Source organism: Ensifer sp. (assembly GCF_035999185.1).
Taxonomy (GTDB): domain Bacteria; phylum Pseudomonadota; class Alphaproteobacteria; order Rhizobiales; family Rhizobiaceae; genus Ensifer.
Window position 1 is genome coordinate 61602 of record NZ_DASYHB010000170.1, and the last position, 14141, is coordinate 75742.

Sequence of the window (14141 nt, forward strand, 5' to 3'; positions counted from 1 at the left end):
TTCCCGGAATTCCGCTTCCGGGAACCGCAAGGCCGCTGTCAGATCTCCTGGCCGGCGCCGAGGCGCGCGAATTCGAGCGGATTGCCCGACTTCAGCGATGCTGCAAGCGCCAGACCGATCAGACCGAAGATCACCACCAGCCCCGGCAGCAACACGGCGAGCATGCCGGTGGCGCCGGCGAGGTCGCCAAAATTGACCGCAATGGCGATGATGACAGCAACAAGGATCAGGCCGGTGACGACAGGAATGACCTTGGTGACCAGCGGGTTGCGTTCAAGGCCCGGATTGCGGCCGAAGAAGGCGACGATCGCAAAGGCGGTAAACGCCATCAGCGTCATGACGGCGAGCGTACCGACATTGGTGAGCCACGAGAAGAGCGCCAGCACCGGGTCCTGACCGGTGGCGGCAAAGAGCGCCACAACCAGCACGGCGATGACAGTCTGGATCAGCGAGCCGACATGCGGGCTATGGTAGACCGGATGGGTCACTCCGATCGAGGCCGGAAGCAGCCGTTCGCGACCAGCGACATAGAGATAACGGGCGACACCATTGTGGAAGGCCAGGACGCCGGCAAAGAGGCTGGTGACGAAGAGTACGTTCATCAGCGGCGGCAGCCAGCCGCCTGCATAGCGTTCGGCAAGGCCAAAGAGGAAGGTGGTCGGATCGGCAAGCCCCTGCAGTTCCGGCACGAGCTTGTCGGCACCGGCGGCGTTCACCATCAGCCAGGAGGTGAACATGTAGAAGATGCCGATGATCAGCACCGAGATATAGGTCGCGCGCGGCACCGTCTTGTGTGGCTCGCGGGCTTCCTCGCTGTAGATCGTCGTCGCCTCGAAACCGATGAAGGCGGCAAAGCAGAAGAGAATGCCGATCGACGGCGAGCCGGAAAGGATAGCCGACGGCGTGAACGAGACCGTTGTCAGCCCGCTGTCGCCGCCCTTGGCGAGGATCGCCACGTCGATGACCAGCACGACGAGATACTCAAGGATGACGAGAACCGTCAGCACCTTGGCGGACAGGTCGACACGGCGATAACCGAGTACCCCCACGATGGCGATGCCGATGAAGGTCCACACCCACCAGGGCAGATCGATCCCGAAGCCGGCAAAGAGCCCGGCGGTCGCGGCGCCGAAGAGACCGAAAACGCCGATCTGCATCGCGTTATAGGCGAGGATGGCGATCATCGCGGCAGCGCCACCCATCAGTCCACCGAGGCCTTGAGCCGTGTAGGCGTAAAAGGCGCCGGCGTTGCGGATGTGCCGGGCCATGGCGACATAGCCGACCGAAAACAACAGCAGGATCAACGTGACGATGAGGAAGGTGCCGGGAATGCCGGCGCCGTTTCCAAGCAGCATCGACAGCGGGACGCCACCGGCGACCGCGGTCAGCGGTGCGGCAGCGGATACGACGAGAAAGGTGACCGCGCCGACGCCAAGGGCGTTCTTGCGCAGCTGGTTCGCGCCGGTCACGGGCGCAGATGAATTGTCCATAGTCCTTAAGCTCCCCTTGTTGGCGATGACGCCTTTTGTTGCCTCTGGTCCTTCTCTCCAGCGGCAAGCTCCCTGAAGCGGGACTAAGGCACGGGGTTTTGCTTTTTATCTTGGCCGCGCAAGTCTTTCGGTTCAATATATGAACCTTAGCTTCAAATATAGACTTGCAAATTGCGTTTGGCCCTGTCAAGTTATTTCGCATGTTAAGTATCTCGACCTGAGACACGAGGGCGGACGCACCGCCCCGTGAACGGGAACAGGCGGAGATGACTTGCGACGGCGCTCAACGAGGAGGAATGGATGAGCACCATCAGTAAGGCCCTGACTTTGCTCGACACGATCTCGCGCCTGGAAAGGGAAGCGGGCTTGAGCGACATCGCCAGGCACTGCGCGCTCGACAAGGCGACCACCCGGCGGTTTCTCGTCGAACTGGAAAAACACGGTTTTGTCGAGCAGGACCCGGAAACGCGGCGCTATCGCCTCGGCGGTGCACCGGTGCGGCTTGCCCGCATCCGCGAGACACGCTTTCCCTATCTGAGCGTGGCAACGCCCTTCGCGCGGGAACTCGCAAACCTCACCGGCGAAACCGTCCATCTTTCCGAACACGCGGCCGGTCGCCTTTCGACCATACATGTCGAGGATTCGCAGCGGGCACACCGGGTCATCGTCGATGTCGGCAGCATCCTGCCCTACCACGCGACCGCATCCGGCCTCGGCTTTCTGGCCTTCTGCCCGCAGAAGGACATCGACGCGGCCATCTCGGCACCGCTTCAAGCCTTCACGGACCACACACTGACCGACCCGGCAGCACTGCGCCAGACCTTGGGCGAGACGCTCCGGCGTGGCTATTCGATCTGCCATCACGGGCTGGAAACCGGTGTCGTCAGCGTCGCCGCCCCGATCCGCGCGCCGGGCAGCCCGCCGGTTGGAGCCATCGCCGTCGCAGCGCCGTCGACGCGCGCGGAAAAGGAGACGGTGGAGCAGATGGGCCGCGCGGCGATGGCCACGGCCAGACGCATTTCCGAAAGACTTTTCGGGTTGGAGCAGGTTGCTGCCGATCCGCTGGCAAGGAGGGCCGGCTGATGAATGCAATGAACCGTCTCCCCAACATCCTCGTGGTGGGTACGGGTGACACCAAATGCGACGAACTCCAGTTCATGGCGTCCGTCATCCGCGAAGCCGGCGGCCTGCCTGTGATGATGGACGTCAGCATTCTCGGCGACCCGCCCTATCAGCCTGAATATTCTCGCCATGACATTGCGGTCGCCGCCGGCGTCACCATCGAAGCGATTGCGGCCAGCGGCGACGAGCACAGTGCCATGGCGCTGATGGCAGAGGGTGCCGCCGCCCTCACCCGCTCGCTCTACGAGGCCGGCCAGGCCGATGGCGTCATCGTTCTCGGCGGCTCGATGGGCACAGATCTGGCACTCGACGTTGCCGCGGCGCTACCGCTCGGCGTGCCGAAATTCATCGTATCGACCATCGCCTATTCCCATCTGCTGCCGCCGGAGCGTATCGCCCCGGACCTGATGATGATCCTCTGGGCCGGTGGCCTCTATGGTCTCAACGGCATCTGCCGCTCGGTCCTCTCACAGGCCTGCGGCGCCGTCGTCGGCGCCGCGCGCTTCGGAACGAAGCCGGACGGATCGCGTCCGTTGATCGGCATGACCTCGCTGGGCTCAAGCTGCCTCAGATACATGAAATATCTGAAGCCTGAGCTGGAGCGCCGGGGTTATGACGTCGCCGTCTTCCACGCGACCGGCATGGGCGGACGCGCCTTCGAGGCGATCGCCGCACAGAAGGGCTTCACCGCCGTCTTCGACTTCTGCATCCAGGAGGTCAGCAACCATCACCATGGCACCGTGGTTACCTCCGGCCCCGATCGGCTGGAGAATGCCGGGCGCGCCGGCATCCCGCAGATCGTTGCCCCCGGCGCCGTCGACATGGTCGACCTGCCGGCCTGGCAGCCCGTCCCGGCAGCCTTTGCCGACCGCCCCTACCACGCCCACAACCGGCTGCTCGGCTCCGTCACCACATCCTCCGAAGGACGACGCGAGATCGCCCGCGTCATCGGCGGTAAACTTGCCGATACCAGCGCGGAGGTCGCCTTCATCCTGCCGCTTCGCGGTATCCAGGAATGGGACCAGCCGGACGAGCCGCTTTACGAGCCGGACGCACTCGACGCCTTTATCGACGAGATGCGCCGGCAGGTTCCTTCGGGCGTCGTGCTGCATGAGGTCGACAGCCACATCAATGCCCCGGAATTCTCGAAGGCAGCACTTGCGATCTTCGACGACTGGGTTGTCCGCGGCATCGTGCCGGAGGGCCGGCCATGAAGAACACCATAACGGGCTCCAAGGGTGGCAGGGCCCTGATCCTCGATTTCGGCGGCGTCGTCACCCGTACGCTGTTCGAGACCCACGACATCACCGAACGTGCTCTCGGCCTTTCGCCGGGTACGCTCACCTGGCGCGGTCCCTTCGATCCCGCCAGCGATCCGCTCTGGGCTGCCATGCAACGGCGCGAAATCACCGAGCGCGACTACTGGACGGAACGCACCCGCGAGGTCGGGCAATTGCTCGGTGAAGACTGGAGCGACATGAAGACCTTCGTGCAGCGGGCACGCGGCGCAGAGCCGGAACTCGTGCTCCGCCCCGAAGCACGTGAGGCGATCCTCGCTGCCGAGAGGGCCGGAATCCGCCTTGCGATCCTCTCCAACGAACTCGACCTCTTCTATGGCGTCGCGTTCCGCGAGCGTTTTCCCCTGATCGAGCTTTTCGAGACGATCGTCGACGCCACCTACACCAACATCCTGAAACCGGACCCGCGCACCTACGAACTGGTGCTGAGCCAGCTCAATTTGCCGCGCGAAGCCTGTGTCTTCGTGGATGACCAATTGAAGAACATCGAGGGTGCGCAGGCCGTCGGCCTGCCTCACGTCCATTTCGACGTCACCCGACCCGCAGAAAGCTATGCCAGAGCGCTTCAGATGCTCGGCCTTGAACTGACAGGAGCATGATCATGCGCGAAACCAACTTCCTCATCGAGAACAACGCCCGCCACCTCTGGCATCCGATGGCGCACCCGGCCGAGATGCAGGCAACACCGCCTCGGATCATCAATGCCGGCGAGGGCGTCGAGATCGTCGACATCCACGGCAAAAAGGTGCTCGATGCGGTCGGCGGCCTCTGGAACGTCAATCTCGGCTATTCCTGCGAACCGGTGAAGGAGGCGATCCGCCGCCAGCTCGACGACCTGCCCTATTATTCGACCTTTCGCGGCACCACCAATTCACCGCTGATCGAACTTTCCTATGAGCTCGCCGAGTGGTTCCGCGAGGATGGGCTCACGCGCTCGTTCTTCACGTCTGGCGGCTCGGATTCCGTCGAAACCTGCCTCAGACTCGCCCGCCAGTATCACAAGCTCAACGGCCAGCCGGAGCGCACCAAGTTCGTCGCGCTGAAGAAGGGCTATCACGGCACCCATTTCGGCGGCGCCTCGGTCAACGGCAACGCCAATTTCCGTCGCAACTACGAACCGCTGCTGCCCGGCGTCTACCATCTGCCGGCGCCCTATACCTATCGCAACCCGTTCGACACGACCGATGGCGCCGTTATCGCCAAGGGGATCGCGCGGCTCTTCGAGGACGAGATCGCCTTCCAGGGGGCCGACACGATCGCAGCGCTGATCATGGAGCCGGTGCTTGGCGCCGGCGGCGTGATCGTGCCGCACGAAACCTTCATGCCGCTGATGCGCGAGATCTGCGACCGGCACGGCATCCTCTTGATCGCCGACGAAGTGATCACCGCCTTCGGCCGAACCGGCGCCTGGACCGGGTCGCGTCTTTGGGGCGTGAAGCCGGACTTCATGTCGACGGCCAAGGCGATCACCAACGGCTACTATCCCTTCGGCGCCGTGATGATCGCCGACAAGGTCGCCGAGGCTTTCGAAAGCAACAAGACGGCAGCCGGCTCGATCGGCCACGGCTACACCTATTCCGGCCACCCGGTCGGTGCTGCGGCAGCACTCGCAACGCTGAAGGAAACGCGCAAGCACAACGTGGCAGCCAATGCCGGAGCGCGCGGTGAAGAGCTGATCGCCGGCCTCGAAGCGCTGAAGGCTCGACACGAACTCATCGGCGACGTGCGCGGCAAGGGGCTGATGTGCGCGATCGAGCTCGTTTCCGACCGCGAGAAGAAAACGGGGGCGGCGAAGGATATCGTCCAGAAGGTTCAGGACGTGACCTATGATGCCGGCGTCATGGTCAGGACCTCCGGCGCAAACGTCATCCTGTCGCCGCCGCTGATCATCACGGCAAACGATGTCACGCGCATTCTGACCGCGCTCGACGCCGGCCTCACGGCAGCGCGGGGATAGCGGGATGGACAATCGGGACCTGATCGCGCGCCGCGAGCGGCTGCTCGGGCGCAACATGTCGCTGTTCTATGAGGAGCCGGTGCATCTGGTGCGCGGCGAAGGCGTCTGGCTTTTTGACGCCGACGGTCGCCGCTATCTCGACGGCTACAACAACGTGCCGCATGTCGGCCATTGCCATCCGCGGGTGACCGAGGCGATCGCCCGGCAGGCATCGATGCTGAACACCCACACCCGCTATCTGCACGAAGGCATTCTCGACTATGTCGAGCGGCTGACCGCCACCTTCGACGAAAGCCTCGACACGGCGATCCTGACCTGTACGGGCAGCGAGGCGAACGACGTGGCGCTGCGCATGGCTCAAGCCGTAACCGGCAAGACCGGGGTGATCGCCACAGACCATACCTATCACGGCAACACCGCGGCGGTGTCGCAGCTTTCGACCCGCATGCCGCCGGTCGGCGGCTTCGGTGGCCATGTCCGTCACGTGCCGGCACCCGACAGCTACCGGCCGCTCGGCGGCGAGCCGGGCGCCGCCTTTGCCGCGGCGTTTACCGCCAAGGTGGAAGAGGCGATCACCTCGCTTGAGCAAAGCCCGCACGGCTTCTCGGCGCTGATCATCGATCCCTTCTTCGCCAATGAAGGCTTTCCGGAATTGCCCACGGCCTTCCTCGACGGAGCGGTCGCCGCCGTCAAGAAGGCCGGCGGCCTTGTGATTGCCGATGAGGTCCAGCCGGGTTTCGGCCGTACCGGCGGGCACATGTGGGGACACCAGAAAGCGGGCATCGTCCCTGATGTCGTCACGCTCGGAAAGCCGATGGGCAACGGTCACCCGATCGGCGGCGTGGTCGCGGGCGCCTACATCCTCAACGCCTTCCGCAATGCGTTTCGCTACTTCAACACGTTTGGCGGCAATCCGGTCTCCTGTGCGGCGGCCATGGCCGTGCTCGATGTGATCGAGGACGAGAAACTGATCGAGAATGCCGACAATGTCGGTGCCTATGCCAAGGCAGGCCTTACCCGGCTTGCCGACAAGCATGGTGTGATCGGCGATATCAGGGGCAGCGGCCTATTCTTCGGTGCCGAACTGGTGACCGACCGGAACCAAAAGACTCCGGCCAGCACGCTTGCGACCAAAGTCATCAACGACATGCGCGAGCGCGGCGTGCTGATGGGCAAGCTCGGCATCCACCAGTGCACGACGAAGATCCGGCCGCCGATGCCATTTACGCGCGACAATGCCGATCTCATGCTGTCGACACTCGACGACGTGCTTTCGGGTCTGTGAGCGGCGGATGTCGGCGGACCTGCCCAAGCCCTTTCGGGATGCGCTCGACGACCGGGCGCGTCAGGCGCTCGCCCATTGGGGCGTCGCTGAGCAAAAGCCGGATTTGCTGAAGTACCGCGAAAACGCGGTATTTCGCGTTCGCCTCGCCGACGGTCGCCCGGCAGCACTTCGGCTGCATCGCGCCGGCTACCACGCCGAAGCGGCGCTGCGCTCGGAACTGCAATGGATGGCGGCGCTCGCCGACGGCGGGCTCGCGGTGCCGCAACCGATCGCTTCGAGGAACGGACAACTGCTCGTTCCCCTGCCCCCAAGGCAAGCGTTTGCCGCGCAGCATGCCGATGTCATCGACTGGGTGGACGGGGAGCCGTTGGGTGAAAGCGGGAAACCCTTGGCCCAATCGCCCGAGCGGCTTGTCGAGATTTTCTCGGCGCTCGGCGCCGCGATGGCCGCGATGCACAATCTTGCCGATCGCTGGACGCCGCCCGAAGGCTTCTGGCGCGCGACCTGGGATGAAGAAGGCCTGCTTGGAGACCGCCCGCTCTGGGGCCGGTTCTGGGATTGCGAAGGCCTGTCCGCAGTGCAGGCATCGGCGCTGTCGACGCTGCGCCTCGAACTCTCGCAATGCCTGGCGGCCCTGCCCGCCCCGGCCCGGGACTTCGGATTGATCCACGCCGATCTCGTGCGCGAGAACGTGCTGGTCGACCACAAGGCCGGCGACATGAGGGTTAAATTCATCGACTTCGACGATGCGGGCTACGGCTACCGGCTGTTCGATCTGGCGACCGCGCTTTTGAAGAACAGGCGCGAACCGGCCTACGACACGATCGAGGCAGCGCTGATATCGGGCTATCGCACTGGCCGGGATTTCTCGGACGCGGCGCACTCCGCTCTGCCGCTGTTTCTCGTGCTACGCAGTCTGACTTACATCGGCTGGTTCGCGGCGCGCCCCGAACTACCCGGCGCGGGTGAGCGCGTCCTGCGCTACGCCGACGAGACGCTGGCGCTTGCTGCGGAGCTGGGCCTGAGATGACGAGCCTGGGGCCGAACAGGTCAGTCGTTGAGGGTTGCAAGCTCGTCGAGCATATCGAGCAGCACTTCGACGCGGTCGCGACCGTACCGCGTTTCAAGCTGCTTATAGATCGCCCGGCTCTCCGGACTGACATCGGCGATCACCCGCATGCCCTCGGGCGCGATCTCGAGCAGCACGCGCCGGCCGTCATCGGCGTCCTTGTGCTTGGTGATAAGTCCACGCTCCTCGAGCGATCGAATGATGCGCGTCAGGCTCGGCGCCAGGATGAAGGCCTTGTCGGCCATTTCGGATGCATCGACCCGGCCGGCCTCGGCGAGGATGCGGATCACCCGCCATTGCTGCTCGGTAATGTCGTGGCGCGCCAGCATCGGACGGAAATGGGCCATGACCGCTTCACGTGCCCGCAACAGGGCGATCGGCAGCGATCGGCGCGTGTTGTGCGGCAGAAGGGCGTCGTGGCCAAGATCATCAGAATATTTGTCGCTGCTCATGGGCGTTCTATCGGACATTTTCGCTCGTTCTGCAATTGGCGAACACAGGTGCCGGCATCCAACAGCTTGACACCATCGGCAATCTTGTTAACATGTTAAATATATGAGAGCGCATCGGGAGGAAAGATGCCGCATCTGACAATCGAATATTCCGGCAATCTCGACCGCCGCATCGACTTTGCCAAGCTGTGCCGCACGGTGCACGCGACCATTCTCGGCACCGGCCTGTTCGAACTCGGCGCCGTCAGGGTGCGCACGATCCGCAGCGCCGACTATGCGATCGCCGACCTTTTGCCGGAGAATGGCTTCATCGACATGTCCTTTCGCATCGGTCGCGGCCGTAGCGATGCCGAAAAGAAGGCCACGGGCGACGCCATCTTCAAGGCCGTCAGCGATGAACTCGCGACGCTTTTCGAGACGCCGCATTTTGCCCTCAGCCTCGAGATCCGCGAGATCGATCCGGAACTGAGCTGGAAGAAAAACGCCATTCACCCCCGGTTGCGCGCCACCAAAGGCTAGCCGCCGCCGCACCCCAACGACAGCAGCGCGCGAAACGAGTTCGCGCCGGCATCGGAGAACATCATGTCCAAGCTCGACGAAAACCTCGCCAAGGCGGAACGCTACCTCGCCCGCTTCAAGAGCGAAGGCGTGCTCAACCACATCAACGGCGAGGCGGTGCCGGCGCTTGACGGCGAGACCTTCGAGACGATCTCGCCCGTTGACCTGAAGCCGCTCGCAAGGGTCGCCCGCGGCAAGGCTGCCGATATCGACCGGGCGGCAAAGGCCGCCAAGACCGCTTTCGCCGAATGGGCCGCAATGCCGGGCGAGGCGCGCAAGAAGCTGCTGCATAAAATAGCCGACGCGATCGTTGCGCGGGCCGAAGAGATTGCCTTCGTCGAGTGCATGGATACCGGACAGTCGCTAAAGTTCATGGCGAAGGCGGCGCTGCGGGGCGCGGAAAACTTTCGCTTCTTTGCCGACCGGGCGCCGGAAGCGCGCGACGGCAAGGTGCTGCGCGGCGATAACCAGATCAACATGACGACGCGGGTGCCGATCGGCCCGGTCGGCATCATCACGCCATGGAACACGCCCTTCATGCTGTCGACCTGGAAGATTGCGCCCGCACTTGCCGCCGGCTGCACGGTCGTGCACAAGCCGGCGGAATTCTCGCCGCTGACCGCGCGGCTGCTGGTCGAGATCGCCGAGGAAGCCGGGCTGCCGAAGGGTGTCTGGAACCTCGTCAACGGCTTCGGCGAAGAAGCCGGCCGGGCGCTCACCGAACATCCCGCCATCAAGGCGATCGGCTTTGTCGGCGAAAGCCGCACCGGCTCGATGATCATGAAGCAGGGCGCCGACACGCTGAAACGCGTCCATTTCGAACTTGGCGGCAAGAACCCTGTCATCGTCTTTGCCGACGCCGATCTCGAGCGCGCCGCGGACGCCGCCGTCTTCATGATCTATTCGCTGAACGGCGAACGCTGCACCTCGTCCTCGCGCCTGCTCGTCGAAGACAGCATCTATGATCGCTTCACGGCGCTCGTCGCCGAGAAGGCGAAGCGCATCAAGGTCGGCCACCCGCTTGATCCGGAAACCGTCGTCGGTCCGCTCATCCATCCGGTGCACGAAAAGAAGGTGCTCGACTATATCCGCATCGGCCGCGAGGAGGGTGCCACCGTTGCGGCCGGCGGCGAGACGTTCGCCGGCCCGGGCGGCGGCTGCTACGTCAGCCCGACGCTTTTTACCGGCGCCAACAACGGCATGCGCATCGCCCAGGAGGAGATCTTCGGACCGGTGCTGACCGCCATTTCCTTCAAGGACGAAGCGGAAGCGCTTTCGCTTGCCAACGACACGCAATACGGCCTGACCGGCTATCTCTGGACATCGGACGTCACCCGCGCCTTCCGTTTCACCGATCACCTCGAAGCAGGGATGATCTGGGTAAACTCAGAGAACGTGCGCCACCTGCCGACCCCCTTCGGTGGGGTCAAGAGCTCAGGCATCGGCCGCGACGGCGGCGACTGGTCGTTCGATTTTTACATGGAAACCAAGAACATCGCCTTTGCCAGCTCGGCGCATGCGATCGCCAAGCTCGGCGGCTGAGCGCGCTGGCGGAAAATCTGGAGGAGACATCAATGCCCTTGCCGAAACCGAACCTCTATCCGCCCTTCAACATCGTGCGGCTGAGCCATGTGGAGCTCGCCGTCACCGATCTTGCCAAGTCCCGCGCCTTCTATGTCGACGTGCTCGGCCTGCAGGTTACCGACGAGACGGCGGACACGATTTACCTGCGGGCCATGGAGGAGCGCGGCCACCACTGCATCATCCTGAAAAAGGCGGCGAGCGCAGAAGCCCGCGACCTCGGTTTCAAGGTCTATGGCGACGAGGATCTGGAAAAGGCCGCGCATTTCTTTAAAGGCAAAGACTTGCCGGTCGAGTGGATCGAGCGCCCCTACCAGTCACGCACCTTCCGCACCCGGGATCCGCAGGGCATCCCGCTCGAATTCTATTCGAAGATGGACCGCCTGCCGCCAATCCATCAGAAGTACGCGCTCTACCGCGGCGTCAAGCCGCTGCGCATCGACCACTTCAACTGCTTCTCGCCCAATGTCGACGAAGCCGTCGCCTTCTACAACGAGATCGGCTTCCGGGTGACGGAATACACCGCCGACGAAGAGACCGGACGCCTCTGGGCCGCCTGGACCCATCGCAAGGGCGGCGTGCACGACATCGCCTTTACCAACGGTCGCGGGCCGCGCCTGCACCACACCGCCTTCTGGGTGCCGACACCGCTCAACATCATCGACCTGCTCGACCTGATGTCGACCTCCGGCTGGCTTGCCAACATCGAGCGCGGCCCCGGCCGCCACGGCATTTCCAACGCCTTCTTCCTCTATGTGCGCGACCCGGACGGACACCGCATCGAGATCTATTGCTCCGACTACCAGACCGTCGATCCGGATCTCGAGCCGATCAAGTGGGACCTGAAGGACCCGCAGCGCCAGACACTCTGGGGTGCGCCGGCACCAAAATCCTGGTTCGAGGAAGGCAGCGTCTTTGCCGGCGCCGAGATCCGGGACTCGATCCTGAAGGCCCAACCGATCGTCGCGCCTTGACGGTTTGGAGATAGGGATCGGGTAGAGCCAGAGAGCAGGCGGGAGGACGCATATGGATCAGAAGAGTTTTGGCGAGTGGTCGCTGAAGGCGGCGAAGTGGGGTGCGGACTATCGGGCGTCGCTGCGCGACCGGCCGGTTCGGGCCCAGACGGCACCGGGCGCGATTGCCGCCCAGATACCGGCGCAACCGCCGCGGACGGGCGAGGATATGGAAGCGATCTTCGAGGATTTCGAGAAGATCATCCTGCCGGGCATGACCCATTGGCAGCATCCGCGTTTCTTCGCCTATTTCCCAGCGAACGCGGCGCCGGTCTCGGTCGTCGCCGAGTACCTCGTGACCGCGATGGCCGCGCAATGCATGCTCTGGCAGACCTCGCCGGCAGCGACCGAACTCGAAACAAAGGTCATCGACTGGCTGCGGCAGGCGATCGGCCTGCCCGAAGGCTTTTCCGGCGTCATCCAGGATTCCGCCTCTTCGGCGACGCTGTCGGCCGTGCTGGTGATGCGCGAAAAGGCGCTCGGCTGGCAGGGCAACAAGAAGGGGCTTTCCGGCCAGCAGCAACTGCGCATCTACTCCTCCGACCAGGTCCACACCTCGATCGACCGGGCGATCTGGGTCTCGGGCATTGGCGAGGAGAACCTCGTGCGCATCCCGGCGAAGGGGCCGCGCAGGGCGATGGATACCGGCGCACTGGAAGCGGCTATCGTCCGGGACAAAGCTGCGGGCTTGTTGCCGGCCGGCGTGATTGCCTGCACCGGCGGCACCAGCACGGGTGCCTGCGACGACATCGCCGAGGTGGTGCGGGTCGCCCACGCCCATGGTCTCTATGTCCATGTTGATGCCGCCTGGGCCGGGGCCGCGATGATCTGCGAAGAGTTCCGCGAGCTCTGGTCCGGCGTCGAGGATGCCGACTCCGTCGTCTTCAATCCGCACAAGTGGCTGGGCGCGCAATTCGATTGCTCGGCGCACTTCATCCGCAGCCCGGATGATCTGGTAAAGACACTGGCGATCCAGCCGGAATACCTGAAGACCCACGGCCGCGACGGCATCATCAACTATTCCGAATGGACGATCCCGCTCGGGCGGCGGTTCCGCGCGCTGAAACTCTGGTTCCTGCTGCGTTTCCACGGCCTTATTGGTCTGCAGACGATGATCCGCAACCACGTGCGCTGGTCGGAGAGGCTTGCCCGACGGCTGGCGGACCACGCGGATTTCGAGATCGTTACCGAGCCAATGCTGTCGCTGTTCTCGTTCCGGCATGTGAGCGAAGGGGATTCGGACGCCCACACCATCGCACTCGTTAATGCGATCAATGACGACGGCCGCATCTACCTTACCCAGACCCGCGTCGACGGTCGCGTCGCGATCCGCTTCCAGGCCGGCCAGTTCGACATGACGGAAGAGGATGCAAATACGGCCTTCGACGTGATCGTCGAAGTCGCCGCAACGCTCGGCGGGCATTCCGAGAAAGAGAAGGCTTCCCAATGACCCCTCCCCGTTTCGTCACCTTTTCAGCTGGAGGCAGGCAGGGATACGGCCTCGTCTCCGGCAGCGGTCTAATCGACCTCTCCAAGCGATACGGATCGACCTTCCCGACGCTGCGCGAAGTGATCGAGGCCGGCGCCCTTGGCCAGCTTGCCGACGAGGCGGCGGGAATGTCGCCGGACATCTCGCTCGACGACATCCGCTACGAGATCCCGGTGCCGGCACCGGAAAAGATCATTTGCGTCGGCGTCAACTTCCCCGACCGCAACGAAGAGTACAAGGACGGTCAGGCAGCCCCTTCCAACCCTTCGCTGTTCATCCGTTTTCCGCGCTCGTTTACCGGCCACGGACAGCCGTTGATCCGTCCGCCCGAGAGCCCGCAGCTCGACTACGAAGGCGAGATCGTCATCATCATCGGCAAGGGCGGCCGCCGCATTCCCGAGTCTAGCGCGCTCGACCATATCGCGGCTCTCTCACTCTGCAACGAGGGTACGATCCGCGACTGGGTGCGACACGCCAAGTTCAACGTCACCCAGGGCAAAAATTTTGATCGCACCGGTTCGATCGGCCCGTGGCTGGTGCCTTTCACTGACGAAGCGCAACTTGCCGACATCAGGCTCGAAACCCGAGTAAACGGCGAGATACGTCAGCGGGACAGCACCAGCCGGATGATCTTCTCCTTCCGCAAGATCATCAATTACGTCTCGACTTTTACGACGCTGGTTCCTGGCGACGTCATCGTCACCGGCACGCCGACCGGCGCTGGTGCCCGCTTCGATCCACCGATCTGGCTGAAGCCTGGCGATGTCGTCGAGGTCGAGGCCGAAGGCATCGGCACGCTCATCAACCCAATTGCCGACGAGGCCTGA

General features: G+C 63.8%; 13 protein-coding genes. 11 read left to right on the top strand and 2 right to left on the bottom strand.

Annotated features, from left to right (window positions below; genetic code table 11):
* Window positions 1-38: 38 nt before the first annotated feature.
* Window positions 39-1490, bottom strand: a complete 1452-nt coding sequence (locus VGO04_RS21755; RefSeq protein WP_327498032.1) for an APC family permease — start codon at window positions 1488-1490, stop codon at window positions 39-41.
* 300 nt (window positions 1491-1790) lie between these two features.
* Here VGO04_RS21755 and VGO04_RS21760 point away from each other — a divergent pair, with 300 nt between their 5' ends.
* The 6 genes from VGO04_RS21760 to VGO04_RS21785 are packed head-to-tail and all read left to right on the top strand — an operon-like array spanning window position 1791 to window position 8182.
* Window positions 1791-2573, top strand: a complete 783-nt coding sequence (locus VGO04_RS21760) for an IclR family transcriptional regulator (RefSeq protein ID WP_327498033.1) — start codon at window positions 1791-1793, stop codon at window positions 2571-2573.
* A complete protein-coding gene (locus VGO04_RS21765) occupies window positions 2573-3826 on the top strand; it encodes a Tm-1-like ATP-binding domain-containing protein (protein ID WP_327498034.1) in 1254 nt (417 codons plus the stop codon). The genes VGO04_RS21760 and VGO04_RS21765 overlap by 1 nt, the downstream gene beginning before the upstream one ends.
* Window positions 3823-4509, top strand: coding sequence for an HAD-IA family hydrolase (locus VGO04_RS21770; protein WP_327498035.1), 687 nt, complete (start codon window positions 3823-3825; stop codon window positions 4507-4509). The genes VGO04_RS21765 and VGO04_RS21770 overlap by 4 nt, the downstream gene beginning before the upstream one ends.
* 2 nt (window positions 4510-4511) lie before the next feature.
* On the top strand, window positions 4512-5867 hold the full coding sequence (locus VGO04_RS21775) for an aspartate aminotransferase family protein (RefSeq protein ID WP_327498036.1): 1356 nt from the start codon (window positions 4512-4514) through the stop codon (window positions 5865-5867).
* A 4-nt stretch (window positions 5868-5871) separates the two neighbouring features.
* On the top strand, window positions 5872-7152 hold the full coding sequence (locus VGO04_RS21780; protein ID WP_327498037.1) for an aspartate aminotransferase family protein: 1281 nt from the start codon (window positions 5872-5874) through the stop codon (window positions 7150-7152).
* Between the two features lie 7 nt (window positions 7153-7159).
* Window positions 7160-8182: a phosphotransferase enzyme family protein gene (locus VGO04_RS21785; protein ID WP_327498038.1), complete on the top strand. Its 1023-nt coding sequence runs from the start codon at window positions 7160-7162 to the stop codon at window positions 8180-8182.
* Window positions 8183-8202: 20 nt separating this feature from the next.
* On the opposite strand, the gene hpaR is transcribed toward VGO04_RS21785, so the two are convergent.
* Window positions 8203-8691: a homoprotocatechuate degradation operon regulator HpaR gene (gene hpaR / locus VGO04_RS21790; protein WP_414650581.1), complete on the bottom strand. Its 489-nt coding sequence runs from the start codon at window positions 8689-8691 to the stop codon at window positions 8203-8205.
* A 108-nt stretch (window positions 8692-8799) separates the two neighbouring features.
* On the opposite strand from hpaR, the gene VGO04_RS21795 reads away from it, so the two are divergent.
* From VGO04_RS21795 to VGO04_RS21815, 5 genes are all read left to right on the top strand, one after another.
* Window positions 8800-9192, top strand: coding sequence for a 5-carboxymethyl-2-hydroxymuconate Delta-isomerase (locus VGO04_RS21795; RefSeq protein ID WP_327498040.1), 393 nt, complete (start codon window positions 8800-8802; stop codon window positions 9190-9192).
* A gap of 63 nt (window positions 9193-9255) precedes the next feature.
* Window positions 9256-10773, top strand: a complete 1518-nt coding sequence (hpaE, locus tag VGO04_RS21800) for a 5-carboxymethyl-2-hydroxymuconate semialdehyde dehydrogenase (RefSeq protein WP_327498041.1) — start codon at window positions 9256-9258, stop codon at window positions 10771-10773.
* Window positions 10774-10805: 32 nt separating this feature from the next.
* Window positions 10806-11786 (top strand): 3,4-dihydroxyphenylacetate 2,3-dioxygenase, encoded by a 981-nt coding sequence (gene hpaD / locus VGO04_RS21805; protein ID WP_327498042.1) that lies wholly within the window; start codon window positions 10806-10808, stop codon window positions 11784-11786.
* A gap of 52 nt (window positions 11787-11838) precedes the next feature.
* A complete protein-coding gene (locus VGO04_RS21810) occupies window positions 11839-13275 on the top strand; it encodes a pyridoxal phosphate-dependent decarboxylase family protein (RefSeq protein ID WP_327498043.1) in 1437 nt (478 codons plus the stop codon).
* Window positions 13272-14141: a fumarylacetoacetate hydrolase family protein gene (locus VGO04_RS21815; RefSeq protein ID WP_327498044.1), complete on the top strand. Its 870-nt coding sequence runs from the start codon at window positions 13272-13274 to the stop codon at window positions 14139-14141. Before VGO04_RS21810 ends, VGO04_RS21815 begins: the two co-directional genes overlap by 4 nt.